The 24,846-nt window shown below is 62.5% G+C and carries 29 protein-coding genes; 17 read left to right on the forward strand and 12 right to left on the reverse strand.

Annotation, left to right across the window (positions count from 1 at the left end):
* Positions 1-91 precede the first annotated feature (91 nt).
* From M1L53_RS19865 to M1L53_RS19880, 4 genes are all read left to right on the forward strand, one after another.
* Positions 92-949, forward strand: coding sequence for an ABC transporter permease (locus tag M1L53_RS19865; RefSeq protein WP_003939782.1), 858 nt, complete (start codon positions 92-94; stop codon positions 947-949).
* A complete protein-coding gene (locus M1L53_RS19870) occupies positions 946-2,046 on the forward strand; it encodes an aliphatic sulfonate ABC transporter substrate-binding protein (protein WP_054187717.1) in 1,101 nt (366 codons plus the stop codon). The genes M1L53_RS19865 and M1L53_RS19870 overlap by 4 nt, the downstream gene beginning before the upstream one ends.
* A complete protein-coding gene (locus tag M1L53_RS19875; RefSeq protein ID WP_007733784.1) occupies positions 2,030-2,857 on the forward strand; it encodes an ABC transporter ATP-binding protein in 828 nt (275 codons plus the stop codon). Before M1L53_RS19870 ends, M1L53_RS19875 begins: the two co-directional genes overlap by 17 nt.
* 81 nt (positions 2,858-2,938) lie before the next feature.
* A complete protein-coding gene (locus M1L53_RS19880) occupies positions 2,939-3,166 on the forward strand; it encodes a hypothetical protein (RefSeq protein ID WP_007733785.1) in 228 nt (75 codons plus the stop codon).
* A 57-nt stretch (positions 3,167-3,223) separates the two neighbouring features.
* Here M1L53_RS19880 and M1L53_RS19885 read toward each other — a convergent pair whose 3' ends face one another.
* The 6 genes from M1L53_RS19885 to M1L53_RS19910 form a co-directional block, all read right to left on the reverse strand.
* On the reverse strand, positions 3,224-3,412 hold the full coding sequence (locus tag M1L53_RS19885; RefSeq protein ID WP_003940277.1) for a helix-turn-helix transcriptional regulator: 189 nt from the start codon (positions 3,410-3,412) through the stop codon (positions 3,224-3,226).
* On the reverse strand, positions 3,412-3,831 hold the full coding sequence (locus M1L53_RS19890; protein WP_054187716.1) for a hypothetical protein: 420 nt from the start codon (positions 3,829-3,831) through the stop codon (positions 3,412-3,414). Before M1L53_RS19890 ends, M1L53_RS19885 begins: the two co-directional genes overlap by 1 nt.
* Before the next feature lie 90 nt (positions 3,832-3,921).
* A complete protein-coding gene (locus tag M1L53_RS19895) occupies positions 3,922-4,440 on the reverse strand; it encodes a GNAT family N-acetyltransferase (protein ID WP_050654796.1) in 519 nt (172 codons plus the stop codon).
* A 19-nt stretch (positions 4,441-4,459) separates the two neighbouring features.
* Positions 4,460-5,338 carry an SDR family oxidoreductase gene (locus M1L53_RS19900; protein WP_007733788.1) on the reverse strand — a complete coding sequence of 293 codons (879 nt, stop codon included), beginning with the start codon at positions 5,336-5,338 and terminating at the stop codon, positions 4,460-4,462.
* Positions 5,335-6,867 (reverse strand): NAD(P)/FAD-dependent oxidoreductase, encoded by a 1,533-nt coding sequence (locus tag M1L53_RS19905; protein WP_054187715.1) that lies wholly within the window; start codon positions 6,865-6,867, stop codon positions 5,335-5,337. The genes M1L53_RS19900 and M1L53_RS19905 overlap by 4 nt, the downstream gene beginning before the upstream one ends.
* A gap of 13 nt (positions 6,868-6,880) precedes the next feature.
* Entirely contained in the window at positions 6,881-7,885 is a 1,005-nt protein-coding gene (locus M1L53_RS19910; protein WP_042451435.1) for a patatin-like phospholipase family protein, read from the reverse strand.
* Positions 7,886-8,015: 130 nt separating this feature from the next.
* On the opposite strand from M1L53_RS19910, the gene M1L53_RS19915 reads away from it, so the two are divergent.
* Positions 8,016-8,606 carry a TetR/AcrR family transcriptional regulator gene (locus M1L53_RS19915; protein ID WP_030535226.1) on the forward strand — a complete coding sequence of 197 codons (591 nt, stop codon included), beginning with the start codon at positions 8,016-8,018 and terminating at the stop codon, positions 8,604-8,606.
* Here the strand turns inward: M1L53_RS19915 and M1L53_RS19920 are convergent.
* A complete protein-coding gene (locus tag M1L53_RS19920) occupies positions 8,542-9,666 on the reverse strand; it encodes an alpha/beta hydrolase (protein ID WP_232319035.1) in 1,125 nt (374 codons plus the stop codon). The genes M1L53_RS19915 and M1L53_RS19920 overlap by 65 nt on opposite strands.
* A gap of 19 nt (positions 9,667-9,685) precedes the next feature.
* On the opposite strand from M1L53_RS19920, the gene M1L53_RS19925 reads away from it, so the two are divergent.
* From M1L53_RS19925 to M1L53_RS19935, 3 genes are read left to right on the forward strand one after another with little or no spacing between them, the layout of a single operon-like run.
* Positions 9,686-10,450, forward strand: coding sequence for an MBL fold metallo-hydrolase (locus tag M1L53_RS19925; RefSeq protein ID WP_054187713.1), 765 nt, complete (start codon positions 9,686-9,688; stop codon positions 10,448-10,450).
* The gene (locus tag M1L53_RS19930; protein ID WP_054187712.1) at positions 10,447-11,106 is read left to right on the forward strand and encodes an alpha/beta fold hydrolase; all 660 of its coding nucleotides are present in this window, start codon (positions 10,447-10,449) and stop codon (positions 11,104-11,106) included. The genes M1L53_RS19925 and M1L53_RS19930 overlap by 4 nt, the downstream gene beginning before the upstream one ends.
* 50 nt (positions 11,107-11,156) lie before the next feature.
* On the forward strand, positions 11,157-11,708 hold the full coding sequence (locus M1L53_RS19935; RefSeq protein WP_003940599.1) for an SRPBCC family protein: 552 nt from the start codon (positions 11,157-11,159) through the stop codon (positions 11,706-11,708).
* Between the two features lie 4 nt (positions 11,709-11,712).
* Here M1L53_RS19935 and M1L53_RS19940 read toward each other — a convergent pair whose 3' ends face one another.
* Positions 11,713-12,783, reverse strand: coding sequence for a LacI family DNA-binding transcriptional regulator (locus M1L53_RS19940; RefSeq protein WP_054187711.1), 1,071 nt, complete (start codon positions 12,781-12,783; stop codon positions 11,713-11,715).
* A 159-nt stretch (positions 12,784-12,942) separates the two neighbouring features.
* Here M1L53_RS19940 and M1L53_RS19945 point away from each other — a divergent pair, with 159 nt between their 5' ends.
* On the forward strand, positions 12,943-14,115 hold the full coding sequence (locus M1L53_RS19945) for an acyl-CoA dehydrogenase family protein (protein WP_003939770.1): 1,173 nt from the start codon (positions 12,943-12,945) through the stop codon (positions 14,113-14,115).
* On the forward strand, positions 14,112-15,260 hold the full coding sequence (locus M1L53_RS19950; protein ID WP_003939934.1) for a CaiB/BaiF CoA-transferase family protein: 1,149 nt from the start codon (positions 14,112-14,114) through the stop codon (positions 15,258-15,260). Before M1L53_RS19945 ends, M1L53_RS19950 begins: the two co-directional genes overlap by 4 nt.
* Positions 15,261-15,314: 54 nt before the next feature.
* Here the strand turns inward: M1L53_RS19950 and M1L53_RS19955 are convergent, their stop codons facing one another.
* A complete protein-coding gene (locus tag M1L53_RS19955) occupies positions 15,315-16,316 on the reverse strand; it encodes an NADP-dependent oxidoreductase (protein WP_003939765.1) in 1,002 nt (333 codons plus the stop codon).
* A 111-nt stretch (positions 16,317-16,427) separates the two neighbouring features.
* On the opposite strand from M1L53_RS19955, the gene M1L53_RS19960 reads away from it, so the two are divergent.
* Positions 16,428-17,351 carry an alpha/beta fold hydrolase gene (locus tag M1L53_RS19960; protein WP_054187710.1) on the forward strand — a complete coding sequence of 308 codons (924 nt, stop codon included), beginning with the start codon at positions 16,428-16,430 and terminating at the stop codon, positions 17,349-17,351.
* Positions 17,348-17,779 carry a nuclear transport factor 2 family protein gene (locus M1L53_RS19965; RefSeq protein ID WP_003940510.1) on the forward strand — a complete coding sequence of 144 codons (432 nt, stop codon included), beginning with the start codon at positions 17,348-17,350 and terminating at the stop codon, positions 17,777-17,779. The genes M1L53_RS19960 and M1L53_RS19965 overlap by 4 nt, the downstream gene beginning before the upstream one ends.
* Positions 17,780-17,797: 18 nt before the next feature.
* Here M1L53_RS19965 and M1L53_RS19970 read toward each other — a convergent pair whose 3' ends face one another.
* Positions 17,798-18,571, reverse strand: coding sequence for an SDR family oxidoreductase (locus M1L53_RS19970; protein WP_003940420.1), 774 nt, complete (start codon positions 18,569-18,571; stop codon positions 17,798-17,800).
* Between the two features lie 209 nt (positions 18,572-18,780).
* On the opposite strand from M1L53_RS19970, the gene M1L53_RS19975 reads away from it, so the two are divergent.
* Positions 18,781-19,707 carry a hypothetical protein gene (locus M1L53_RS19975; protein WP_054187709.1) on the forward strand — a complete coding sequence of 309 codons (927 nt, stop codon included), beginning with the start codon at positions 18,781-18,783 and terminating at the stop codon, positions 19,705-19,707.
* On the opposite strand, the gene M1L53_RS19980 is transcribed toward M1L53_RS19975, so the two are convergent.
* On the reverse strand, positions 19,695-20,306 hold the full coding sequence (locus M1L53_RS19980; protein ID WP_042451422.1) for a phosphoribosylanthranilate isomerase: 612 nt from the start codon (positions 20,304-20,306) through the stop codon (positions 19,695-19,697). The two genes, M1L53_RS19975 and M1L53_RS19980, sit on opposite strands and share 13 nt — an antisense overlap.
* A gap of 69 nt (positions 20,307-20,375) precedes the next feature.
* Between M1L53_RS19980 and M1L53_RS19985 the strand changes: the two genes are divergently transcribed.
* The 3 genes from M1L53_RS19985 (at position 20,376) to M1L53_RS19995 (ending at position 23,751) form a co-directional block, all read left to right on the forward strand.
* The gene (locus M1L53_RS19985) at positions 20,376-21,677 is read left to right on the forward strand and encodes an esterase family protein (RefSeq protein ID WP_054187708.1); all 1,302 of its coding nucleotides are present in this window, start codon (positions 20,376-20,378) and stop codon (positions 21,675-21,677) included.
* Positions 21,678-21,768: 91 nt separating this feature from the next.
* Positions 21,769-22,998 carry an acyl-CoA dehydrogenase family protein gene (locus M1L53_RS19990; RefSeq protein WP_054187741.1) on the forward strand — a complete coding sequence of 410 codons (1,230 nt, stop codon included), beginning with the start codon at positions 21,769-21,771 and terminating at the stop codon, positions 22,996-22,998.
* Between the two features lie 156 nt (positions 22,999-23,154).
* Entirely contained in the window at positions 23,155-23,751 is a 597-nt protein-coding gene (locus tag M1L53_RS19995) for a CatB-related O-acetyltransferase (protein WP_037125853.1), read from the forward strand.
* 12 nt (positions 23,752-23,763) lie between these two features.
* On the opposite strand, the gene M1L53_RS20000 is transcribed toward M1L53_RS19995, so the two are convergent.
* On the reverse strand, positions 23,764-24,369 hold the full coding sequence (locus M1L53_RS20000) for a hypothetical protein (protein ID WP_054187707.1): 606 nt from the start codon (positions 24,367-24,369) through the stop codon (positions 23,764-23,766).
* 67 nt (positions 24,370-24,436) lie between these two features.
* Between M1L53_RS20000 and M1L53_RS20005 the strand changes: the two genes are divergently transcribed.
* The gene (locus M1L53_RS20005) at positions 24,437-24,790 is read left to right on the forward strand and encodes a VOC family protein (protein ID WP_020970627.1); all 354 of its coding nucleotides are present in this window, start codon (positions 24,437-24,439) and stop codon (positions 24,788-24,790) included.
* Positions 24,791-24,846: the final 56 nt, after the last annotated feature.

The raw sequence follows: 24,846 nt of genomic DNA on the forward strand, positions 1-24,846 counted from the left end.
GAATGGCGCCGCTCTGTGCGCCTTCGCCCCTGCATATGCGCCCGTTGCTGCATGTGTGCCGGAATTTTCCGTACGTCGAGGAAGAACAGCGATGTCGACTCCTGTCGAAGCAATAGAACCAACATCAGTCACGGAACCGAACCGTGAGCCGCGTCGGCCGTGGACTTCGAGTGCGACCACTGTCGGACTGCCGGTGCTTTCCGTGATCGCATTCTTGGCCCTGTGGCAGGTCGCTGCCGCGAGCGGCACCTGGAGTGAGACCTTCGTGCCGTTCCCGAGCACGGTCTGGCATGCCTTCGTCAACACGATGACCACGCACGACGGAGTGCGCGGCTACCAGGGCTACCTGCTCTGGGAGCACCTCTACATGACGCTGCGACGGGTGCTGGTCGGTGTGATCATCGGCGTCGGATTGGGCGTGATCCTCGGTTTGGCCATGGGATCGGTGACATGGCTGCGGAGCCTGCTCGAACCGTGGTTGACGTTCCTGCGCGCACTGCCGCCCCTGGCGTATTTCTTCCTGCTGGTGATCTGGCTGGGAATCGACGAGGCGCCGAAGATTACATTGCTGGCGCTCGCTGCTCTTCCGCCGGCAGCGGTGGCCACCACAGCTGCTGTGGTCGCGGCGCCGGTCGGACTGGTCGAAGCGGCCAGGGCCCTGGGAGCCTCACGGGCGCAAGTGATCCGGGACGTCGTCGTCCCGTCGGCCTTACCGGAAACTTTCACGGGCATTCGGCTGTCGGTAGGTATGGCGTACTCGTCGGTGGTCGCGGCCGAACTGTTCAACGGCATCCCCGGAATCGGCGGAATGGTCAAGGATGCAAGCAATTACAACAACACACCGGTCGTGCTGGTGGGGATCTTTGCCATCGGATTCTCCGGCCTGATCATCGACGGACTGCTGCGGGCTGCAGAGCGCCGCGCCGTTCCCTGGAGGGGAAAAGTATGACTGACAATCAGAAACACGCCAGCAGCAATCTGAAGCGCAGCAGTAATTCGACGCCCAATGAAGGAAGGGCTGCCCGGACGGCGTTCACGGTGCTGATCGGCGTCCTTGCCCTTGTTCTCGGTGCGTGCTCGGTGGATCATTCGGGCCAGGATTCGTCCAAGGAAACAATCCGTATCGCTTACCAGTCGTTCCCGAGCGGCGACTTGATAGTCAAGAACAATCGCTGGCTCGAAGACGCACTGCCCGAGTACAACGTGAAGTGGACGAAGTTCGATTCGGGAGCCGACATCAACACCGCCTTCATCGCCGGTGAAATCGATTTCGGCGCAATCGGTTCGAGTCCGGTTGCTCGTGGCCTCTCGGCACCGCTGAACATTCCGTATCAGGTCGCGTTTGTTCTGGACGTGGCCGGCGACAACGAAGCCCTGGTGGCGCGCAACGCAACCGGAATCAAGACCGTCGCAGATCTGCGCGGCAAGAAAGTGGCCACGGCATTCGCCTCGACCGCGCACTACAGTCTGCTGGCAGCGCTGAACCAGGCCGGACTCAGTGCCGACGACGTCCAATTGGTGGATCTCCAGCCGCAAGCATCCCTCGCAGCCTGGCAGCGCGGTGACATCGATGCCGTCTACACCTGGCTGCCCACGCTCGACGAACTCCGTAAGGACGGAACACAGTTGATCGCCAGCCGTGAGCTCGCGACAGCAGGAAAGCCGACACTCGATCTTGGTGTGGTGTCGACTGCGTTTGCCAAGGATCACCCCGAGATCGTCGACACCTGGCGCCAGGTTCAGGCCCGCGCGCTCACGACGATCGCCACTGATCCGAACGCGGCAGCGGAAGCTGTTGCCGCACAATTAGGCGCCTCGAAGGAAGACGCGGCAGCGCAGTTGAAACAGGGTGTGTTCCTCACTCCGGAGCAGATCTCCTCGCCGGAATGGTTGGGCACCGAGGGCGCTCCCGGGAATCTGGCAGTGAACCTGCAGAGTGCAGCGCAATTCCTGGCCGAGCAGAAGCAGATCGACAGTGTGCCTGACCTGACGGTCTTTCAGAGTGCTCTCTATGTGAAGGGGCTTCCCGATGTCCTTGACCAGTAGCGTGACCGCGCAGCAGGCCTCGGGTGGATTCGCCCCCGACCGCCCGGGCGCGATCCGAATCGACACCGTCTCGCACAGGTACGGCCACGGTCGAGAGTCCGTCACGGCACTCGGGCCCGTATCGATCGACGTCACACCTGGTGAGTTTCTGGTTCTCGTCGGAGCGTCGGGTTGCGGCAAGAGCACATTGCTGCGGCTGATCGCGGGTTTCGAAAGTCCTTCCAGTGGAACGGTTCAGGTCTCCGGATCCGACCCGATTCCCGGGTCGAGTGCGGGAGTGGTGTTTCAGCAGCCACGGCTCTTTCCGTGGAAATCGGTGGGCGGCAACATCGATCTGGCACTCAAATACGCCGGCGTTGCGAAGAGCGAACGCGGGCAAAGGCGTGACGAGCTTCTCGACCGCGTCGGTCTGGTCGGCACTGCGGACCGGCGTATCTGGGAAATCTCCGGCGGGCAGCAGCAGCGGGTGGCAATTGCTCGTGCCTTGGCGGCCGAAACGTCGTTGCTCCTGTTGGACGAACCCTTTGCCGCGCTGGACGCCCTCACTCGCGAGCGTCTGCAGGAGGACCTGCGCAGTGTCAGTGCCGAATCGGGGCGAACAAGTGTCTTCGTCACTCACAGTGCCGACGAGGCGGCCTTTCTCGGCTCCCGCGTCGTAGTTCTGACAAGCCGACCGGGCAAGGTCGCGCTCGACCTGAAAATCGATCTGCCACGAACCGGCGTCGATCCCGACGATCTCCGAGGCTCACCCGAATACGCGGCATTCCGAGCCGAAGTCGGCCATGCGGTCAAGGTTGCAGCTGCAGCGTAGGTACCCTGCGCGTCGACTACCAGGTGGCCGCGTCGATAATAGGAAGGAGAACGTGCAGGACACGACGAACAAGGAGTGGTCATGGCAACTGAGGTGGAGTCCGGTGACCTCGTGCAGGCAGCCGGCCATGCGGGTCCGTGGACGGTGGTCGAAGTTCGCCAGGGGATGGCGCTGCTCGAACACAGTGACGGGCACAGGTTGTCGCGTCGAACGACGACGTTGACCGTCGTCCGCAAGGGCTCGGGCAAGAAGGCAACGGCCGTCGAAGACGGGAACGACGAAAACGGATCGCCAACTCTGTTCGACTGAAACCGCAGCTCGACTGAAACCGCAGCTCGACTGATCTTCCGTCAGTTCGAGACGGCGTCAGCTGGAGAAAATGTCGTCTACGCGTTTGTCGAAGTATTCGGCGATTCGGAACGCCAGTGACAGACGCGGGTCGAAGTGTCCCTTCTCGATCGAGATGACGGTCTGGCGTGTGATGCCGAGCGCGTCGGCGCACGCTTGCTGTGACAATCCGGCTGCCGTACGAAGTTCTTGAAGGTTGTTGCGCATCAGATCTCGTCAGATCTCGATTGTGGGGTGCGGTCCCTCGACACTGCCCAGTACCGGATTCCGAAGTCGGCCAGCCCGAGGGCTGTAAACATTACGAGCGGCAGTTCGGGAGCGCCGAAGACATTGTGCGCGATCAGCGCGATCCCCATGGCAGTGATCAAGTCGGTGAACGCGCCGAAGCCGGCCTTGCGACTCCATTCTGTTTCGACGGTGTCCTCGGGGTAGGCGGGGGCCTTGTCGTTCTCCGATGGAAAAAGGGCCCACGCCGACCCGATACAAGCCGGTGCCATGACGATTGCGAAGACGATGAAGGCCAACGTCTTCCGATCATCGGCGGTCGATGCTGCAAAAAAGCTGAAGGCTAGCGTTGCTGCGACGCCGATACCGATGATCAGGCTCCACCGTGCCGTGGTGCTCATGAAGCCTCCCAGGTGTAAGAGTTCTTTGACATGCCTGAGCGTAGGTCTACGTGCGCTGGATGTCAAAGAACTCTTACATCGCGCTGAGGGTCAAGCGACCCCGAAAGGCGCTGCGTATGAAAACTTCCCCGTCTGATCGGGGCGGTGCGTGGTGAGGGTCCTGATCTGAAAGTGCTCGCCCCACTCGGCTTCCGGAGAATCGATCCCGGCGTCCGTGCTGGTGACGAACCCGAACTGCGGGTAGTACTCGGTGCTGCCCAGGAGGGCGAGCAGTGGCACGTCCAGAGCGTCGGACGCACCGATCACCGCGTGCATCAACGCCGAACCGACGCCGCTGCGTTGGTTGTCCGGTGTGACTGCCAACGGGCCGAGGCCAACCGCCTCAACGGGACCGACCCATCCGCGTGTTCCGATCACGAAACCAACGATCTCATCACCGGCGACGGCGACAAGGGACAACTTCGGTAAGTAGTCGTTCGAGGCGAAGAGCTGACGTGTCAGTTCGATCTCGTAGGGAGACTCGCCGGGCGGCGCTTGGTCGGCAAACGCCGCCCCGAGCAGTGAATAGATTGCGTCACGGTCGGAAGAAGTTTCGCGGCGGATGTACATGGCCACGAAACTACCCGCTTCATCTCCGATCGTGCTCCTCGTTTTCGGCCTGACGTGCCACTCGCTTTTCGTAATCCGCACGCCCGTTCGGATCTACCGATGTCAGCGCGCGGCGATCGTCGATCACCCGGCGTCCGATGTTGATCATCCATTCGGGTACTACAGCGTCGATGAGGTCCCAGCCCGCAAGGTAACGCGGAACAGTAGTTTCGGCTCGCCGGTGCGCGACCGTGTCGACGACAGCTTTGGCCACGACCTCGGGTTCAACCGTCGGCATGCCCTTTCCGAGTGGCACACCGGAGGAGAGCCCGGTGCGCACCGCGCTGGGCAGGATGGCGCTGACGCTGACGCCGGAATCTGCGAATTCGACACGAGCAGAGGCGGAAAGGCCCACCGCACCGAACTTGCTTGCGTTGTACACGGCCATTCCTGGCACCGGTAGCTTGCCTGCCATGGATGCGATGTTGACGACGTGGCCGCGTCGCCGATCCACCATGCCGGGCAGCACGGTGCGCATCCCGTGAATCGGGCCCCAGACATTGACGTCGAGGGTTACTCGACTGGTGGCGTCGGACTCGTCGAGGAAGCTGCCGAGCGGCATCACGCCCGCATTGTTGACCAGAATGTCGATGTGACCGAATTCGCCGATCACTGTGGAGACGAACACATCCCAGGATTCGCGTGAGGTGACGTCCAGAGCGTACCCGCGGGCCCGTGCGCCGATGGATGCGGCGGTGTCGACGGCCGTCTCCTCGTCGAGGTCGCCGACGCAGACGAGTGCGCCGCGAGCTGCGAACAACTCCGCTGTGGCCCGGCCGATTCCGCGGCCACCTCCGGAGATGACGACGACTGCTCCGTCGAGATCGATCGGCGGGTAGGTGGTGCCGAAAAGGCTCATGTGGTGTACTCCGGTTCGGGGGTGGTGGTGGGCTCAGCGGGGGTGTCGTCTGACGCAGGGTTGTCGGACAGCGTGTGGTTGTAGGCGTATGGATCGAAGGCCCGTAGCCGTCGACGCATGGCTCCTGACGACCACGGCCAGTTGAAGCTGTTGCGGCCGTTGACGTCGAAGAAATAGCTTTCGCAACCACCGGCGTTGTAGACCGTGGTACCCAATGCCTCCTGAACTTGAGAGTTGAAGGCTGCCTGTACTTCCGGGCGCACGTCGATGGTTTTCCAGCCGTGCCGACGAGCGTGGCCGATCGCCTGTGCCACATAGTTCAGTTGGGCTTCCAGAATCATGAAGGCCGACGTGTGTCCGGTGCCGAGGCTCGGGCCCAGCAGAATGAACGCGTTGGGGAATCCGCTGACGGCGGAACCGAAGTACGCCCGCGGGCTTCCCTGCCAATGATCGTCGAGTGATCGACCTTCTCCGTCGAATACCTTTGATGCAATGGGCATGTCGAGGATGTGGAAGCCCGTTCCGAAGATGATCGCGTCCACTTCCGATTCCACTCCGTCGGCTCCGATCACGGTGTTGCCGTGGATCTCTTCGACTGCGTTGGCATGGACGGTCACGTTGGGTCTGCCGAGGGCCGGGTAGTACGAGTTCGACATGAGTAGTCGCTTGCAACCGAGGGTGTAGTCGGGAGTCAGCGCCTTGCGTAGCTTCGGATCGCGCACCTGCAAGCGCAATTGGGCCGACCCGAGTTTCTGCACGATACGCAGGATCCACGGATTGCGGAACCCCAATCCAAGCGCTTCCATGATTCCGTATTCGATGCTGCGTAGAGCCTTGTGCGCTCCCGGTACGAATCGCATGACGGACCTTTCGATCCGCGGTACGTAGTGATCGGGTTTGGGAAGGACCCATTGAGCGGTGCGTTGGTAAAGGTGAAGGGCGGACACGTCGGAGACGATGCGCGGCACGAATTGGACTGCGGAAGCGCCGGTACCTACGACGGCGACGCGCTTTCCGGTCAAGTCGTAGTCGTGATTCCACTGCGAGGAATGAAACACCTCGCCCTCGAACGTTTCCAGCCCGGGGATCGCCGGCGTCAAGGGTTCGTTCCACGGGCCGGCGGCGGCTATCACGAAACGAGCAGTGAGTTCACCGCTGGAAGTTGTGATCTTCCAGAGTGATTGCGATGCGTCCCACTGTGCGGAGAGCATTTCGACCCCGAAGCGAACGTGCTTGTCGACGCCGTGGCGGACGGCCGTGTCCTCGATGTACTCGCGGATCTCCGGCTGCTCCGCGAACAGTCGGGTCCAATCCGGATTGGCGGCAAAGGAATACGAGTACAGGCCGGACGGGACGTCGCAGGCACAACCGGGATAGGTGTTGGCGCGCCAGGTGCCGCCGAGGGAGTCAGCTTTCTCGAGCAGGACAAAATTGTCGATCCCGAGGCGCTGCAGGTGAATTGCGGCACCGATCCCGGAGATCCCGCCACCGATGATCACGACCTCGAAGTGGTCAGTTCTGTTGTTCACTGAGTCTGCGCTTTCACTGGTGGGACGGGGTGGAGTGGAACGGGCGCGCATCGAGTTCGCGTTTCACGCTCGCACGTGTTGTACGTAGGGATGATTCGAAGGTGGCGAGCCGCCGTCGGCCGTCCATGAAGTTGGCGCCCATGACGGCGAGATCGTCGTCGGTGGCGTCTATGCGCAAGACCCTGGTTCCCGCAGCGCGGACCAGTTCGATTTCCCGGTCGAGGCCCTTGGACATGGAGTTCCGCAGGGCGCCGCGTTCGATACGGGCGGCGCCGCGCGCCGGCTTCAGTGTTCGAGATGCCATGGGCGCCAGTACAACCAGCTCGTCGAGTTCGAGGGGGAGCAGGAGGTCTACCGATGCCGTGGACGCCGCGCCGCCGTCGATGTACCTGACGCCGTCGATGGTGACAGGTGGGAACCAGCCGGGAATCGCCCAAGACGCTCGAAGCGCTTCACCGACTGTCGCTTTCGGAGCCCCCTGTGCCCCGAACGCGACCCGTCGCCCGGTTCTGTAGTCCATGGATACCATGTACGCGCACGGATGTGGGAGCCACGAATCGCCAGGGGCAAGAGATTCGGCGAGCGTGGTGAGCCAGGACGGGTCGCCGCCACCACGCGGTGCGATACCGCTCATCCGGCTCAGAACGGGAAGATCTCGACGCGTCACCAGTCGTGGATTGCCGATCCCCAAACTCGGAAGTGGCGGGATTCTTCCGGGCGCCGATGCTGTGTGGGCGAGGAGTTCGGGACGTGCGGCGGGCTCTCCGAGTTGCATGGCTACCAACTCGTCGACGCCGACTCCGCTGCCGAGCATTGTCACGAACTCGGCTCCGGCGGACGTGCCGATGATGGCGGTGGCTTCGCGGGGATCCCAGTCGAGGGCGTCCCGAACCGAGGCGAGGGCAGCAACGGTCCAGGCGAAGCCGAGGGTGCCGCCGCATCCGATTGCCAATCCCCGTCTAGGCGCGCTGTGTCGTCCGGACCCGGGCGCGGTGGTGCCGGTCACTTCTGAAGTCATATTTCGGAGACTATCAGTATCTGAATAACGTGGGTACCCCAAATTTGGGTTTCGGGAGTGCGCCTGCGGTGCGCTTCCGGTATTCGGCTACCGTTGGAATCTCGATACTCAGAACCGCGAGGAGGTTCCGATGGCGCGATTGACCAGGCAGGAAGCGCAGGCGATGACCCGCGAGACCTTGTTGGCGACGGCCGTCGAACATTTCCTCGATCGCGGGTACGCCGCCGCGTCGCTCGATCAGATCGCTGAGGATGCCGGTTATTCCAAAGGTGCGGTGTACTCGAACTTCAAGAACAAGGACGAGTTGTGCGCCGAGGTGCTCGGCCGAATCAGGTTGACCAAGGTCGGCGAGATCACCTCACAGCTCGGAGCCAATTCGACGCTCGACGACGCGGTGGCCGAGTTCGCGCGATGGGCCGAGCGAACCATCGGGGACAAGAGATGGACGTTGCTCGAAGTCGAGTTCTCGGTGCGATCGCGGCACAGCGAAGAGATCCGCGAAAAGATCGCGACGGGTGCCGATCAGGTGCGCGGATTGATTGCCGGAGTGGTGCAACATCTTGCCGAGTCCAACGGCGTGACGCCGGCACTGGACCCGAACGCCGCGGCACTGCGCATACTCAGCGTCGGAATCGGTTTGGGGCTACAGCGTGCGATCAGCCCTGAGCTGCCGGTTGATCCGCTGGTGGATACGTTGCGGGAGATTTTGCTGGGTGGGTGAGTAGAACGCGGAGCATTCCGCCGATCTCGGCGACGGCGGTGCGCGAACCCACGCTCGGTCCCAGAACGTTGACGAAGCCGTGGATGAACCCGCGATAGCGTCGATCGGTCACGTGAACACCGTTGTCGCGCAATCGAGCTGCGTAGGCTTCGCCTTCGTCCCGGAGTGGATCGAATCCCGCCGTGATCACGATGGCCGGCGGCAGTCTGGTCGCGTCGGGGGCGCGTAGCGGCGACACCATCGGATCGAGTCGATCGGCATTGCTGCCGAGGAAGCTGGACTCGTAGAAGTTCATGTTGGCCTCGGTCAGGAAGAAACCTTCACCGAACGTCGTTCGCGAGGGGGCCTTCTCGTGAAAGTCGGTCGCGGGGTAGATCAACAGCTGCGCCGCCGGTGGGGTCTTGCCGTCGTCGCGGGCACGCAGCGCGACCGTTGCGGAAAGATGCCCGCCCGCGCTGTCGCCCCCGACAGCGATGCGCGTCGGGTCTGCGCAGAACTCGTCGGCGCGGTCGACGATATCGAGGTAGGCGGCGTAGGCATCGTGTACCGGTGTGGGGAAAGCGAATTCGGGTGAGAGCCGGTAGTCGACCGAGATGACCCGTGCGCCGGAGGTTTCGGCCAACAGGCGGCACGGGGCATCGTGGGATTCGATGCTGCCCTGTACCCACCCGCCGCCGTGGAAGTAGACGAGCAGAGCGCCGGTGTCGGCTGTCGGGACGTAGAGCCGGGCGCGAAGCGGGCCGTCGGCACCCGAAACGGAGATCTCCTCGGTGTGGACGGGCGTGGGCCTGCCGCCCATCATGATCGCGGTTCGGGTGAGATTGGCGCGAGCAGCGGCGAGTGACTGGGGATCGGTTGAATGCGAGGGGAGTGGCCGCGTCTTCGCGAGCGTGAGCAGAAGGTGTGCGTCGGCGTCGAGCGTGTTGCCCTCGATGACGACGGGTGGTCCGGTGATTCGACGTTTCACCGCGCTGGGCAGTGCGAATGCGGCTGCCACCAAGGATGCTTCGGCGCGATCTCGAATGCTGCGGCTGCTGGCCTGCTTCACGGATTCCGACACGTGGCGCAGACTACCAAGCATGACTACTGCGGCACTGTCGATCACGCAGATCGAGAACACACATCTGGTTCGGTGCGGTCACGCCAATTGGGTCCTGGTCGAAGAGGGGTCCGATCTGACCTTGATCGACGGCGGATATCCGGCCAACGGCACCGACGTCGAACGCTCGATCGAACAGATCGGTCACCAGCTCGGGGATGTTCGGGCAATTCTCGTCACTCACGCGCACATCGATCACATCGGTGGGATCGCGGACATCGTGACTCGGCTCGAGGTTCCGGTCCTGATGGATCCGTTGGAAGTGCCGCATGCGAAGAGGGAGTATCTGCAACAGTTGTCGCCGGCCGGAGTTCCGTTGCTGTTGTGGCGGCGAGGTGCTCCGAAATGGCTTCGCGACGTGATCGGAGTCGGCGCGTTGAAAGGTGCGGAACTGCTTCGGGCACAGTCCTTTGCGTCCGGTGGTGCGCTGGACGTTCCCGGTCGGATCGTGCCGATTCCCACTCATGGGCATACCGACGGCCACAGCGCTTACCTTGTTCCCGACGCAGGAGTGATCGCGTCGGGTGACGCTCTGGTGACCGGACATGGGACGTCGACCGTCGCCGGACCACAATTTCTGGTGTGCCCCTTCAATCATGACCGTGAAGCGACGGACCAGGCGTTGGACAATATCGCCGCTGTACCTGCCGGCGTGCTGTTTCCCGGACACGGTCCGGTTTACGAGGGCAGCATGACTGCCGCGGTCGAACAGGCCCGAGCGGGCCGGACAAGGATGCGTCCATGACTACTGTCGAAACGGTCGACGAAGGTGCGGTGCACGGTTTCCTTCATCGACCTGCATCTGTGTCCTTCGCGTCGCCCGTCGCCACGCTTGCACTGACTCACGGCGCGGGAAGTAACTGCGACACCGTGCTGTTGCGTGCTGTTGCCGACGGCTTTGCTGCGGCAGGAGTGCAAGTTCTGCGCTTCGATCTCGCGTTTCGGGTGCGTCGAGCTTCGGGGCCTCCGCATCCGTCGCGTGCTGCAGAGGATCGCGCGGGCATTGCCGAGGTGATTGCTGCTGTTCGCAAGGACTACTCGGTGCCCGGACCCGTTCTGCTCGGCGGACATTCGTACGGCGGTCGGCAGGCGTCGATGCTTGCGGTGGAGAACCCGGGACTTGCCGACGGCCTGGTCCTACTCTCCTATCCACTGCATCCACCGAAGAAGCCCGAGAAGCTCAGAACCGAACACCTGCCCGACCTGAACACACCGACCGTTGTCGTCCACGGATCGAAGGACGAGTTCGCGACAACGGAGGAGATGCGGGCAGCACTCGCCTTGATTCCCGCCGCGACGCGTCTGGTGGAGTTCGAAGGAGCTCGACACGACTTGTCCGTGGTGAAATTTCCGGTGGTGGAGGAGACAATCGCGGCCGCATCGGCGGTGTTTGCGTTCTGAACGCCGAGCGGGCGGTTGCCCGTGTCGGTGGTTCCTGGTGAGATCGAACCATGAGTGCCCAGCCGTATCAGCCCAGTGCCCTGTCCGACGTCACGGTGAGCGTCGACGGTGACGACACAGTCGTCAGCTTTCCTCGGGTGCTGCCGTATTCCGTCGAGAAGGTGTGGGAGGCGATCACCGACCCGGAGATGTTGGCGCAATGGACGCCGTACACCGCCGATCGGAATCTGAGCCGTACCGGTGATGCGGTGATCACCATGCTCACCGAGGACGGCGCCCCCGAAATGTCGCTGCCGGTCACCGTTCACGTCGTGGAGACCACTCGGCGGCTCGAACACGAGTGGGGCCCGGACGAATTGGTGTGGGACCTGACCCCGATCGAAGGCGGTACCCGCGTCGTGCTGACGCAGAGGTCGCGCGCCGAGGGGATGGCGTCGGCGCTCGCTGCGGGGTGGCATCTGTGCTTCGACGTACTCGATGCCCTTCTGGCAGGCGAGCCCTTCGGGCCGATCGTGGGTGAACGGGCGCGCGAGTACGGCTGGGACGCACTCAACTCCGGTTACGCGCGACAGTTGGGCATCGACGAATCTCAGGTCTGGTAGCTGCTCAGAGTTTGTGACTGGCAGGCTTTCTGGTGGAGGCTCGCGCGATCAGTTCGACGGGAAGTTTCACGGATTCGACGTTCTTGCCGGAGATCAGTGCGAGTAGGTGCTCGAGCCCGGTCGCACCGATCTTTCGAGCGGGGGACCTGACCGTCGTCAGGGGCACCGGGAGTTGGGAGACAACCGGAATGTCGTTGTAGCCGACCAACGCAAGATCGTCGGGAATGCTCAACCCGAGATCACGGGCCACACCGAGTACGCCGATCGCGATGGTGTCGCTCACCGTGAAAACGGCGTCAGGGCGCGTGTTCCCGCTGAGCAGTGTGGCCGCCGCATCGACACCCCCTTGAACTTCGAACTCGGACGCCACTATTCGGTTCGGCGGCAGTTCCAGACCGGCTTCGGTCAGGGCGTCGCGGAAACCCGCGACGCGTTCCCGCGACGTGCTGGCGTGATCCGGCCCCGCGATCACTCCGAGATCGCGATAGCCGCAGTCCAGTAGATGCCTCCCCGCGAGGTAGCCGCCGAGGCGGTCGTCGCCGCTGACAAAGGGAAGGCTTCGGTTGACGGATGACGTCGCTGAGTCGATGTGCCGGTTCAGCAGCAGGATCGGCAGTGAGCGCAGGGGGAGCGAGTCGACGAAATCGGTACCCGGCAGGTGGATGCTGCTCAGCATGAGACCGTCGACCTGTCGGCTCACCAGGAACTCGACCGCTTTGCGTTGCGCTTCCAGATCGTCGGGCGGGCTGGAGAGCAAGACGGAGTACCCGGCTGCGGTGGCGGCTTCCTCGATGCCTTGGAACATGGTGGCCACTACAACGTCTGTCAGTCTCGGCATCACGACGCCGATAGTGGTGGTCTTGCGGGTACGCAGGCTGGCCGCCCACAGGTTCGGTTGGTAACCGAGTTCCTCGGCAACCTGACGAACTCGGAGTGCGGAGTCGGACCAACCGTCGGCGGGCTCGGGCTGACGGAGGACCCGCGACGCCGTCGAGATGTGGACCCCGGCCTGGTCGGCGATTTCGCGCAGCGTCGGCGGACGGCCGTTGCTGCGGTTCGACGGATCGGGCGTCATCTGCGTCGTGGCTCCTGGTCTGCGTCGGTTCTGAGTTGGTTCGGTGTCGGTCGGCAGTTCGGGGATTGACGGGTGCGCAACCGGGCTCTACTCTAGGCGATGCAAACGATTGCGCAATCGTTCTCGCAAAGGATTGCGCCCGAGAACACTGGAGGCCCCGTGACCACGCCGCAGTCCCTGTCCGAGCTTTTTGCCATCGACACCCTGCTGGACGCCGAGGAGATCGCGATCCGCGACACGGTCCGCAAGATGGTCGACGATCGCATTCGCCCGCACGTAGGTGAATGGTTCGAAGCGGCAGCACTGCCGGCTCGTGAGCTGGCCAAGGAACTGGGCGCGCTCGGCGTACTGGGCATGCACCTCGAGGGCTACGGCTGTGCCGGGATGAGCGCCACGGCGTACGGGTTGGCCTGCCAGGAACTCGAAGCTGTCGATTCGGGCATTCGCAGCCTCGTCTCGGTCCAGGGCTCGCTCGCCATGTTCGCGATCCACCACAACGGAAGTGAAGAGCAGAAGGAAGAATGGCTCCCGCGAATGGCGGCGGGTGAAGCCATCGGCTGCTTCGGTCTCACGGAACCCGATTTCGGATCCAACCCCGGCGGTATGCGAACCAACGCCAAGCGCGACGGCGACGACTGGATCCTCAACGGCACCAAGATGTGGATCACCAACGGCTCCATCGCGGACGTCGCCGTGGTCTGGGCTCGAACCGACGACGGCGTGCGCGGATTTGTCGTTCCCACCGACACTCCGGGATTCTCCGCCCCCGAGATCAAGAACAAGATGTCGCTCCGGGCGTCGGTCACCTCGGAACTGGTGCTCGAGGACGTGCGTCTGCCTGCCTCGGCGATGCTGCCCAAGGCTCGCGGACTGTCCGGCCCGCTCGGCTGCCTCAACGAGGCACGCTTCGGCATCATCTTCGGGGCAATGGGTGCAGCACGTGACTGCCTCGAGACTGCGATCTCATATGCACGTGATCGCAAGGTCTTCGACAAGTCGCTCGCCGCGTATCAGATCACCCAGGCCAAGATCGCCGACATGGCAGTCGAATTGGGCAAGGGGCAGTTGCTCGCCATCCACCTCGGGCGCCTCAAGGACGCCGGGACGGTTCGCCCCGAGCAGGTCAGCACCGGCAAGCTCAACAATGTCCGCGAGGCCATCAAGATCGCCCGTGAATGCCGAACCATTCTGGGCGCCAACGGCATCACGCTCGAGTACCCCGTGATCCGGCACGCCAACAACCTCGAATCCGTTCTCACCTACGAGGGCACGTCCGAGGTTCACCAGCTCGTGATCGGCCGCGCTCTCACCGGTGAAGAAGCTTTCCGGTGACGGCAGACGCTGTCGGAGCGCTCGACGGGTTGGTGATCGCTGATTTCGGCCGCGTCCTCGCCGGTCCGTACGCCACGATGATTCTCGCCGACCTGGGTGCCGAGGTCGTCAAGATCGAGCGGCCGGGTGTCGGTGACGACACTCGCAGCTGGGGCCCACCGTGGGTGGGGGACGAGTCGAGCTACTTTCTGTCGGTGAACCGCAACAAGAAGTCGGTCACTCTGGACCTGCGCGAGCGCGAGGATCTCGAGAGTGCACGCGAGCTGGTTCGCAATGCGGACGTCGTGGTGCAGAACTTCCTGCCGGGAACGATGGACCGTCTGGGGCTGGGCTACGACGCTGTCCGAGAAATGAATCCGCGTGCGGTCTACTGCTCGATCAGCGGCTTCGGTGGCAACAACTCTCTGCCGGGATACGACCTGTTGATTCAGGCGGTCGGCGGATTGATGAGTATCACCGGACCCGATCCCAAGACTCCCACCAAGGTCGGTGTCGCGGTGGTCGACGTCATCACCGGCCTGCATGCCAGCGTGGGAATCCTTGCAGCGCTGCGCCATCGCGATCGCACAGGCGAAGGGCAGCACGTCGAGGTCAATCTGTTGTCCTCGTTGCTGTCCGCACTGGCCAACCAGTCGTCCGGCTACGTGGCCGCGGGCGTGGTGCCGCAGGCAATGGGCAACCGGCATCCGAGCATCGCACCATACGAGGTATTCGACACCGCGGACCGTCCGCTGGTCCTCGCGGTCGGCAATGATCGGCAATTCAGTTCGTTGACAGAGGTTCTCGGAGTTTCCGAACTTGCCGCTGATGCGCGTTTCGCGTCCAACAGCGACAGGGTTGCGCATCGAGAAGAACTGTTCGACGCCGTCACTGCTGCATTGGCCAAGGGCTCTGCGGACTCGTGGTTCGAGGCACTGACCGAGCGAGGTGTTCCGTGTGGGCCTCTCAACGACATCGCCGACGCGATAGCGCTGGCGGAACGGCTGAATCTCGATCCGGTGGTGTCCATCGACGACCCGCGTCGCGATGCACCGACTCGGCAGGTAGCCAATCCGATTCGGATGAGCGGCACGCCGGCAACCTATCGGTCGGCCCCGCCGCGGTTGGGGGAGGACAGCGTTCCCACTCCGTCCGGAGTCAGTTGACCCAAGCGAATCGGCCACCGGAATACCGGTGGCCGATCTGCGTGTGTGGCCGACTCAGCTGACCTTCAAGACCAGCTTTCCGGTGTTCGCTCCGGCGAAGAGAAGATTGAGGCTGTCGCCGAACGCGTCGATACCGCCGTCGACGACGTGCTCGCGAGCAGTCAATTCGCCACTCTTGATCCACTTTCCGATCTGCTCTTGTGCTTCTGCGTAGCGATCGAGGTAGTCGAAGACCACGAAGCCGGCCATCGTGGCGCGGTTGACGAGAAGTGACAGGTAGTGAGCAGGGCCTGGCTGAGGTTCGGTGGCGTTGTAGCCCGCGATGGCGCCGCAGATGACCACCCGAGCGCCGAGGCGCAGACGGGAGAGAGCGGCGTCGAGAATTTCTCCGCCGACGTTGTCGAAGTACACGTCGATACCGTCGGGAGCGTTGGACTTGAGCGCCTTGTATACGGATTCGTTCTTGTAGTCGATGGCGACATCGAAGCCGAGGTCCTCGGTGAGCCACGCGCACTTCTCCGGACCGCCGGCGATGCCGATGACCTTGCATCCGTGAAGCTTTGCGATCTGGCCGACCAGACTGCCGACCGCACCCGCGGCACCGGACACGACGACGGTGTCACCGTCTTTCAGCTTTCCGACGTCGAGTAATCCGAAATACGCAGTGACGCCGGGGAAACCGAGAGCGCCGAGCCAGGTCGGCAGGGGAGCGATCGATTCGTCGACCCGAGTGACGTCTGTACCGTCGGAAACGCCGTACTCGGAAGCGCCGAAGGATCCGGCCACGATGTCCCCGACCTGGTAATCGGGGTGCTGTGATTCGGTGATGCGTCCGACGCCGTGGGCGCGCATGACGGAACCGAGCTTGACCGGCGGAACGTACGACTTGACGTCGTTGAGCCAACCGCGCATCGCGGGGTCGAGGGAGAGGTATTCGACCTTGACGACAAACTCGCCCGGTCCGGCGGACGGGATCTCGGCATCGACGTATTCCCAGGTGGAAGCGTCGGGAAGTCCTGTCGGGCGGGCGGCGAGGCGTACTTGGCGGTTGGTCATCTCTCCCCTTCGGCGAAACGAATTGAACTTGAGGCCGGATTCAATATAGGTGATGGATCACGAACTGGGAAGAGTTGGATGAACCGATTGACGACTATGTATGTTCGATCGATGAGCAATGTGGTCGAAGACGCGCCTGGTTGGTTCACTCGGGCGTTGGCAGCGCCGGTCGAGACGGGGTCGGTGGAGGTCGAGGGTGCCTCGGTGCACTTTCGGGCTTGGGGGCCGGCGGGGCCGGGAATCGTGCTGATTCACGGCGGCGCAGCCCACAGTCGCTGGTGGGATCACATTGCGCCGCAGTTCGCCGAGGGGCGCCGCGTCGTCGCTCTCGACTTGACGGGCCACGGCGACAGTCACACTCGCGACGCCTACGCGATGTCCCAGTGGGCTCGCGAGGTGCTGGCGGCGGCCGAGGCAGGGGGAATCGACGGCAAGCCGATTCTGGTGGGGCACAGTATGGGTGGGATTGTTTCTTTCGTGGCCTCGCATCTGCATGGCGAACTGTTGGACGGGGTTGTCATCATCGATTCTCCGCTCAAGGCGCGTACGCCCGAAGAGGAGGCGGCTCGACGCCAGAATGCGTTCGGCCCCAAGAAGGTTTATCCCACCAGGGAAGACGCGATGGGCCGTTTCCGCTTCGTTCCGCCGCAGGATTCGGGTCTGCCTGCGGTGCGTGACCATGTGGCGGCCACGTCGATGGAGGAAGTCGAGGGCGGTTGGTCGTGGAAGTTCGATCCGAATTTCTTTCTCCGAGTAGGCGCCGAAGATGTTCTCGACAGCGAACCACGTTGCCGCGTAGCCTATTTCCGAGCTGAGAACGGCATCGTGTCCGATCGACTCATGGAGCACATGCGCGGATTGTTCGGACCGGAGGCCATCGTGGCGGAGATTCCCGAAGCCGGACATCACGTCATGATCGATCAGCCGTTGCAACTCGTGACCGGGGTGCGAACTGTGTTGAGTGCGTGGTCCGTCGCAGGTCAAGTGCCGGTAAATCAAGCGGCAGGTAACGTCGAGGGAAGGGTAGAAGCATGAGCACGGAATTGACGCTCGAACCGAAAGTCGAAGCTGCACTGAAGTTGTGGCACACCATGATCGAAACCGGCGATCTGTCGGCGCTACCGACGATCGTCGCGCCCGACGCGCAGTTCCGATCGCCCACGGGATTCAAGCCGTACCAGTCCGCGGATGCCGTTGTGCTCATTCTCAATACGGTGATCCAGGTGTTCGAGAACTTCGAGTACCACCGTCAGTTCGCCGGAGCCAACGGTCGGCAGGTCGTGCTCGAATTCAGTGCGAACATCGGCGACAAGAGTCTCAAGGGAATCGACATGGTCGAATTCGACGAGGACGGCAAGATCGTCGATTTCGAGGTCATGGTGCGTCCGGCCAGCGGGCTCGCGGCTTTGGCTGCCGAAATGGGTAAGAGGCTCGGGCAGACGCTACCGACCTACAAAGCCTGAACTGAGTCCGGCCAAGGCTCAGTTCGTACTGAATCCGCCGTTGGAGTGAAGGAGTTGTCCCGTAATCCAGCCTCCGGCGTCGGACATCAGAAACCGAACGAGGTTTGCAGTGTCGCCGGGAGTACCCAGCCGGCCGGCAGGAGTCTGGAGGGTTGTGGCCTGTCTGATCTCGGGTGTCATCCATCCTGTGTCGATAGGTCCTGGGTTGACGACGTTGGCTCGTATGCCGCGTGATCCAAGTTCGACTGCGGCGGCGATGACGATGCGGTCGAGAGCGCCCTTGCTGGCCCCGTACGGAAGATTGTGGGCCGCATGGTCGCTGGTGAGTGCGATGATCCGCCCGGCCACCTGACTGACGTCGCGCTGTTCCGGAAGCCGTTCAGCGAACGCTTTGATCAGCAGCCAGGAGGCGCGAGCGTTGACGGCGAAATGTCGTTCCCAGCTCTCGACGGTGGTGTCGAGGATCGAGCTGTCGACGCTTTCGCAATGTGAGAGCACCAGCCCACGGAGGTCGTTCCGCGCTGCGGCAGCGTCAACGAGCTGATCGGCCACGTCGGGCGAGGCCAGATCTCCGGGAACCAGGTCGACACGGCTTCCGAGTGCGCGACACTTCTCGGCAATGTCTTGCGGATCGTGCGCTCCGCGCCCGAACCCGACGCGTTCGTCGTAAGGCTCCCAGTAGCCGATAGCCAGATCCCAACCATCCTCGGCAAGGCCCAATGCGAGGCTCGCTCCGATCGACTTGCTCCGACCGACACCGGTGATCAATACGGTCCCGCGCTTGTCAGACACTGCTTGCCTCCAGAGATGTCCTGCAATTCAAATGGGGTGAGGTCACTTCAGATGGAAGCGTCACTGTAGCGGGCGAGCTGTCGCCTGTATCGAGCGAGCTGTCGCCGTGCCTCGACCTGACCTGTGTCTTGACACGGCGCTGGTCACAGCGTTTGACTGAGATGCAAGCTCGAGTTGATTCGCCGGACTGTGTCCCGGGAGGTTGACCTATGCGCGGCAACGGAATTGCAGGCAAGGCTTTCTCAGGCGAGGGCTGTAGACGTGGACAAGAATCTCACCGAGCAAGGTCTCATCGCGGGACCGTCTCGGTTCTGGCTTTGGTTGGGGTGTGCGTACTTTCGTTTGCCACCACTCAGATGGCCGGCGCGCAACCCGTTGCAGACACAGTCGATACCGGGTTCGTGATCCCTTTTGCCGGGGCACCGGTCTACGAGAGCGTCGCGCCCACGCAGATGACTACTCCGGATCAACTCAACCAGCCACTCGGTCAGCAGACTGCGGAAGAGATTGCCGCGCAGATCGGACTCGAACCAGCCGACGCTTTGACCGAGGAGCAGTATCGCGATCTCATCTCCGGCGGAGGGGTCGGCGGAAATCGCGAGGACGCCGCGGTGATCGACGAATGCGCTCGGATTCTCACCAATACGAACGGGCGGCCCCTCTATTCCGGCACGACGCCGTCGGTTCTGGCCAGTTACGGGTTGTACGTGAATCCAGACGGATTGCTGGCGAGTCCGGCCAACGCGGATGCGCCGACGCGACAGGTGAATACGCTGATCGCCCCTGGCGGTTTCGTGGGCACCTGGTTGCGCAACAACGGTGCGACGCACACTCTGATTGCGCTCTATCAGTCGGCATACACGGTGCAGGCAGTCTACGGATTTGCAGCGCAACAGATTTCGGGAGCAGCGCAGCTGGTGACCAACACCAAAGGCAATGTGAGTTCGGAAGTCGGCATGTCGATGGCGCCGCCGCTCTGGATAGTGAACTTCGCACTGCTCTACATCTTGAAGCCGTCACTGGCGGCGGCCATGCCTGCGAACTGGGCTCCCATTCCGCCGGCCGTTGCCGACGCCGTGAAGGCGAGTCCCACCGGTCAAGTCGCTTTCAGTGACTACGCGTCCTATTTCGAGTGATCGGTCTGCCGGACAGCGCTGACGAACTTCTCGATCAACGTGTGGTCCTTGACGCCGCGGGAGGATTCGACGCCGCTGGAGACGTCGACGCCCCAGGCGCCGGTGGCATCGAGTGCGTCGCGAACGTTGTCCGGGGACAGTCCGCCCGCCAGGATCCACTGGCCTTGCGGGCGCGATTGCTGTTGGGCCCAGTTCCACGGCACCCCTGATCCGGCGTCTGCGCCGTCGATCAGGAGTTCGTCCTCGCCGAGGTCGAGATTGTAACCGTCGCGGACGTTGCTGGAGACGACCGCGCGGATGACGGTGAGGCCGGCATCGTGCAGCCGCTGCACTTGCTCGGCGTCGACAAGATCGTGAACCTGTACGGTGCGAAGCCCGGTGATCTTCGCGATCTCGAGGATCTGTCCGATCGGGTTGCCGAGAAAGACTCCGATTGCACGGATGTGATCGGGAACTCGCGCGAGCAGAGCGACTGCGAGTGTGGGGTCGACTTTGCGGACGCTCTCGGCGAAGACGAAACCGATGGCGTCGACGCCCAGGCCCACCGTGAGGTCGACCGTGTCAACGTCGCGTAGGCCACAGACCTTGATGAATGTCACCTGATACAGAGTACTAGCGTCGTCGTCTAGCCTCGTGCGTGCGACATTTCTACGCGCGAGAGGCTTGACGTGGACTGGCTCTACCGAATCAGTTTGATCTCGGGACCGCTGCCGGTGATCCTGACTGTCCTTGGGGTCCTGGGTGGCGTGTGGCTGCTCGGTTCGAACGTGCGCTGGTACTACCGCAGAGCGGTGCCGATCGCGGGGCTGATTGCGCTGGTGATCATGATCGCCGTGTGGATCACCGTCGAAAAGGTGATCGTGCCGTTCCCCGATCCCATCGAGATGTCGATCTACGTGTGGATCGGAATCGGTATCTACGCGTTGCTACTTCTCGGGCCGCGAATCAAGGCGGGCGGAACCGTCGCGAAAGCGCTCCTGTCCGTGATCGCGACGGTTCTGGTCGTCATCACTGCCGCGACGCAGATCAATCTGGTTTTCGCCGCGTATCCGACTGTGGGAATTGCGTTCGGACACGACGATTTCGACCGCATCTCACTCAGTGAAGTTCCCGGTCCGACCGATCCTGTTGTCACCGGCGATCCCACCGACACTGTGTGGAAAGCGCCGGAGGGCATGCCGATTCGCGGACTGGTCACGACTTTGCCTGTCCCCGGGACGATTTCAGGATTCTCCGCGCGCGACGCGCAGGTATATCTGCCGCCGTCGTACTTCACCAATCCGCGTCCGCTTCTTCCCGTGCTCGTGCTCATGGCAGGTCAGCCTGGCAAGCCCGAGGACTGGCTCCAGGGCGGAAAGCTGACCGCGACAATGGATGCCTTTGCACGAGATCACGAGGGGTTGGCTCCAGTCGTCGTGATAGCCGATGGAACAGGGTCGCAGATGGCCAATCCGCTGTGCACCGACTCGTCACAGGGCAAGGTCGGCACGTATCTGGCAAAGGACTTGCCCGCTGCGGTGGCGAATGCGTTCCAGATCGACACGAATCCGCGAGCGTGGGCAATCGGCGGGCTCTCCTACGGTGGCACCTGCTCACTGCAGATGGCGACCAATTACCCCGAGGTGTACCCGACATTCCTCGATCTGTCCGGTCAATTGGAGCCTTCGCTCGGTGACCGACAGCGAACCGTCGACGAGATATTCGGCGGCGACGAAGCGGCGTTCGTGAAGGTGAATCCGATGGACCTGCTGGCGACTCGGAAGTTCCCGAACTCGGGCGGAGTGTTCGTCGTCGGAACAGATGACAATGAGTTCAAGCCCGGTCAGCAAAAGGTGTACGAAGCGGCCAAAGCGGCCGGAATGGACGCCAGGTATCTCGAGCTTCCCGGTGGTCACAGCTTTTCGGTGTGGTCGGCCGGCGTCGAGCAGGAGCTGACGTGGATCTCGCAGCGAATGGGACTGATCAGCTGAATCCTGTTCCGGTTTTGGAACGTGTTCTATATTCGGTGTGTGGCTGTCGTTCGGCAGTCTCTCGATCGTTCACCGACTGGAGTTCAGGCACATGTACGAGTGGTCCGACACCGACCTGATGTTCCGCGACGCCTTGCGGGGCTTTATCGACAAAGAGGTGCGACCTCACGTCGACGAGCTCGAAAGCGGTGCGCTGCCGCCGTTCGACATCATTCGCAAGCTGTACTCGACCTTCGGTCTGGCCGACATGGCACGCGAGGGCCTCGAGAAGTCGCTGGCACGCGAGCGCGGCGATGCGCCCTCCGGTGACGGTGAGAAGTCGAGCGCCTTCAGCGGCGCCGGCAGCATGGGCGTCGTGCTCAACAGCGAATTGGCCGGAGTCAGCCTCGGCCTGGTCGCATCGTTGGGTGTCAGCCTCGGATTGGCCGCCGGAACTATCCGCAGCCGCGGCACACTCGCGCAGAAGGAACGCTGGCTCCCCGGCCTGGTGACATTCGAGACCGTCGGCGCCTGGGCGATCACCGAACCGGACTCCGGCTCGGATGCCTTCGGCGGCATGAAGTCCTACGTACGCCGCGACGGCGACGACTACATTCTCAACGGCAACAAGACCTTCATCACCAACGGTCCGTACGCCGACGTGATGATCGTGTACGCAAAGCTCGACGAGGGCGATGCGTCGGTTGATCGTCGCGATCGCAAGGTGCTCGCCTTCATCCTCGACAAGGGCATGGAGGGTCTCACACAGAGCCCGCCGTTCAAGAAGATGGGCATGAACTCCTCACCCACAGGTGAGCTGTTCTTCGACAACGTCCGCATCACCAAGGACCGTCTGCTCGGCGAGACCGAGGACAGCGGAAAGTCGGACGGCAAATCCAGCGCCAAGGAGAGCTTTGCCGCCGAACGCATCGGTATCGCGTCCCTGTCTCTCGGCATCATCAACGAATGCCACCGTCTGAGTATCGAATACGCGAAGTCCCGCAAACTGTGGGGACGCGAGATCGGGCAGTTCCAGCTCATCCAGCTCAAGCTCGCCGAGATGGAGGTCGCTCGAATCAACGTGCAGAACATGGTCTTCAATGCGATCGAGCGCACCGCAGTCGGAGACAAAGTGAGCCTGGCGGAGGCGTCGGCGATGAAGCTGTACTCCTCGCGCGCAGCGACCGAGGTCGCGATGGAAGCCGTGCAGCTGTTCGGTGGAAACGGCTACATGGCCGAGTACCGAGTCGAGCAGTTGGCGCGTGATGCCAAGTCGCTCATGATCTATGCGGGCAGCAACGAAATTCAGGTCACCCATATCGCCAAGGGTCTCTTGGGCTGACACCGGTACGTTTTCGCTTGTCGGTCGATCGCAGCAGGAACCAGATAGTCTTGCTGCGGTCGGCGACACCGCGCCGACGGATCGGAGTAAGCAGTGAACGCGTTAGATCCCATTGCGTCAGATTTCACTGCGCCGGATCCCACCAATGTTCATCCGATGGCCGGGCAACCGCGAGTGGTGTTGCTGAGGCCGTTGATCGACAACCCGTTGATCGAGGTAGGGGAGTACACCTACTACGACGATCCGGAGTTCGCCGAAGAGTTCGAGACTCGAAACGTGTTGCATCACTACGGTCCCGACAAACTGGTGATCGGAAAGTTCTGCGCCCTGGCCACCGGTGTCACCTTCATCATGAACGGCGCGAACCATCGTATGAACGGTGTCTCCACCTACCCGTTTCCGATCATGGGCGGTGATTGGGCCAGGCACATGGATTTGGTGCAGGATTTGCCGTCGCGCGGTGACACCGTCGTGGGGAACGACGTGTGGTTCGGCGGGAACGTGACAGTCATGCCCGGTGTCCGGATCGGTCACGGGTCGATCGTGTCCACTGGCGCCGTCGTAACGCGCGACGTCCCGGACTACGCAATTGTCGGCGGCAACCCGGCAACGGAGATCAAGCGCCGCTTCAGTGCCGAAGACATCGAGAAGTTGGTGCGAATTGCTTGGTGGGACTGGCCGATCGAGAAGATCACCCGCCACGTCCGGGTGATCTCGGACGGGAGTGTCGCGGAACTCGAAGCGGTCGAGTGATCTACCGATCTGCTAGTTCGATCGAGTGAGCGAGTAGTTCCGGACATAAAGCAGGGCGGCCGCGAGAAGGCCGACGGCAAGACCTGTTGCGGTGAAGGTGATCAGGTTCGGCTCGAGGTCGAAGTGGATGATGGCCGATTCGGGGTAGGGCTTCTGCGGGTCACGAGGTTCGGGAAGGACCACCGAATAGAAGGTGGGCGGCCAGATTTTTCCGACAACGGCGACCGCGAGTCCGTAGGCTGTGCCGAAAGCTGAAAGTGCAAGCGGAAGAGCAAATTTTTTACCGCGTGTGTCACGGGCCAGCCGCCATCCCGTCGCGTTCAGTATCGCCGAGACGGCAACGGCGACAGCGGTTCCGACTGTCAGAAACCACGCAGTTGCGGGGAACCAATGTGGCGCGTCAGAGTAGCTGTAGCCGTCGATCACCCACATGTATCCGGTCTTGCCGTCCTCCGCCGGCGGCGGTGGTGGGGGTTGGATTCCGACATGTTCTGTTCGCGTGGATGGCGTGGCAAATCGCCAGGCGAGCACTCCGAGGACGCTCAGGAGTAATCCGGTCGCGATGAAAACTGCGAAGAGTGGTTCTGCAACACGGTCGCGCAGCGTTGTGAATCGCATTCGAGGATCGTCTCATCTCAGCCCGAGATCAAGACTTTTTGTCGGTGGCTTGCATTAGCTTGTGCGCATGACTCTCACACTCGGCATGATCACTTTCGACAGTCTCGATCCCGGTCCGCTCGCAACGTGGTGGGCGGCGCAGTTGGGCGGAAACATCGTCGAGGAGAACGACGGTTGGTTCTACATCGTCGCGGTCCCTGACAGCGCCACCAACTTCGCATTCCAGAAGGTCCCGGACCCCACCGCCGGTAAGAATCGCATCCATCTCGATTTGGGGAGTCCGGATCTCGACGCCGAGGTGGCGCGGCTCGTCGAGGCCGGGGCAACTGAGCACCACCGCGAGAACATGGACGGTTTCCGCTGGGTGACGCTCCTCGATCCTGATGGGAATCAGTTCTGCGTGTCGGGTCCTCACGCCTGAGCTGACAGGTTCTGAGCTCGCCCGATTCCGCCCACTGATTTCGTGCCCACTGATTT

The organism is Rhodococcus sp. T9N, from assembly GCF_024436645.1.
GTDB classification, from domain to species: Bacteria; Actinomycetota; Actinomycetes; order Mycobacteriales; family Mycobacteriaceae; genus Rhodococcus_F; species Rhodococcus_F qingshengii.

Bases quoted from the DNA above. Each gene is read 5' to 3' on its own strand.
- M1L53_RS19935 (WP_003940599.1), top strand. From the start codon at position 11,157: ATGAGTGCCCAGCCGTATCAGCCCAGTGCCCTGTCCGACGTCACGGTG.
- M1L53_RS19915 (WP_030535226.1), top strand. From the start codon at position 8,016: ATGGCGCGATTGACCAGGCAGGAAGCGCAGGCGATGACCCGCGAGACC.
- M1L53_RS19885 (WP_003940277.1), bottom strand. From the start codon at position 3,412: ATGCGCAACAACCTTCAAGAACTTCGTACGGCAGCCGGATTGTCACAG.
- M1L53_RS20000 (WP_054187707.1), bottom strand. From the start codon at position 24,369: ATGCGATTCACAACGCTGCGCGACCGTGTTGCAGAACCACTCTTCGCA.
- M1L53_RS20005 (WP_020970627.1), top strand. From the start codon at position 24,437: ATGACTCTCACACTCGGCATGATCACTTTCGACAGTCTCGATCCCGGT.
- M1L53_RS19960 (WP_054187710.1), top strand. From the start codon at position 16,428: ATGAGCAATGTGGTCGAAGACGCGCCTGGTTGGTTCACTCGGGCGTTG.
- M1L53_RS19990 (WP_054187741.1), top strand. From the start codon at position 21,769: ATGTACGAGTGGTCCGACACCGACCTGATGTTCCGCGACGCCTTGCGG.
- M1L53_RS19995 (WP_037125853.1), top strand. From the start codon at position 23,155: ATGGCCGGGCAACCGCGAGTGGTGTTGCTGAGGCCGTTGATCGACAAC.
- M1L53_RS19930 (WP_054187712.1), top strand. From the start codon at position 10,447: ATGACTACTGTCGAAACGGTCGACGAAGGTGCGGTGCACGGTTTCCTT.
- M1L53_RS19870 (WP_054187717.1), top strand. From the start codon at position 946: ATGACTGACAATCAGAAACACGCCAGCAGCAATCTGAAGCGCAGCAGT.
- M1L53_RS19965 (WP_003940510.1), top strand. From the start codon at position 17,348: ATGAGCACGGAATTGACGCTCGAACCGAAAGTCGAAGCTGCACTGAAG.
- M1L53_RS19900 (WP_007733788.1), bottom strand. From the start codon at position 5,338: ATGAGCCTTTTCGGCACCACCTACCCGCCGATCGATCTCGACGGAGCA.
- M1L53_RS19865 (WP_003939782.1), top strand. From the start codon at position 92: ATGTCGACTCCTGTCGAAGCAATAGAACCAACATCAGTCACGGAACCG.
- M1L53_RS19940 (WP_054187711.1), bottom strand. From the start codon at position 12,783: ATGACGCCCGATCCGTCGAACCGCAGCAACGGCCGTCCGCCGACGCTG.
- M1L53_RS19890 (WP_054187716.1), bottom strand. From the start codon at position 3,831: ATGAGCACCACGGCACGGTGGAGCCTGATCATCGGTATCGGCGTCGCA.
- M1L53_RS19975 (WP_054187709.1), top strand. From the start codon at position 18,781: ATGCGCGGCAACGGAATTGCAGGCAAGGCTTTCTCAGGCGAGGGCTGT.
- M1L53_RS19910 (WP_042451435.1), bottom strand. From the start codon at position 7,885: ATGACTTCAGAAGTGACCGGCACCACCGCGCCCGGGTCCGGACGACAC.
- M1L53_RS19895 (WP_050654796.1), bottom strand. From the start codon at position 4,440: ATGTACATCCGCCGCGAAACTTCTTCCGACCGTGACGCAATCTATTCA.
- M1L53_RS19925 (WP_054187713.1), top strand. From the start codon at position 9,686: ATGACTACTGCGGCACTGTCGATCACGCAGATCGAGAACACACATCTG.
- M1L53_RS19880 (WP_007733785.1), top strand. From the start codon at position 2,939: ATGGCAACTGAGGTGGAGTCCGGTGACCTCGTGCAGGCAGCCGGCCAT.
- M1L53_RS19875 (WP_007733784.1), top strand. From the start codon at position 2,030: ATGTCCTTGACCAGTAGCGTGACCGCGCAGCAGGCCTCGGGTGGATTC.
- M1L53_RS19955 (WP_003939765.1), bottom strand. From the start codon at position 16,316: ATGACCAACCGCCAAGTACGCCTCGCCGCCCGCCCGACAGGACTTCCC.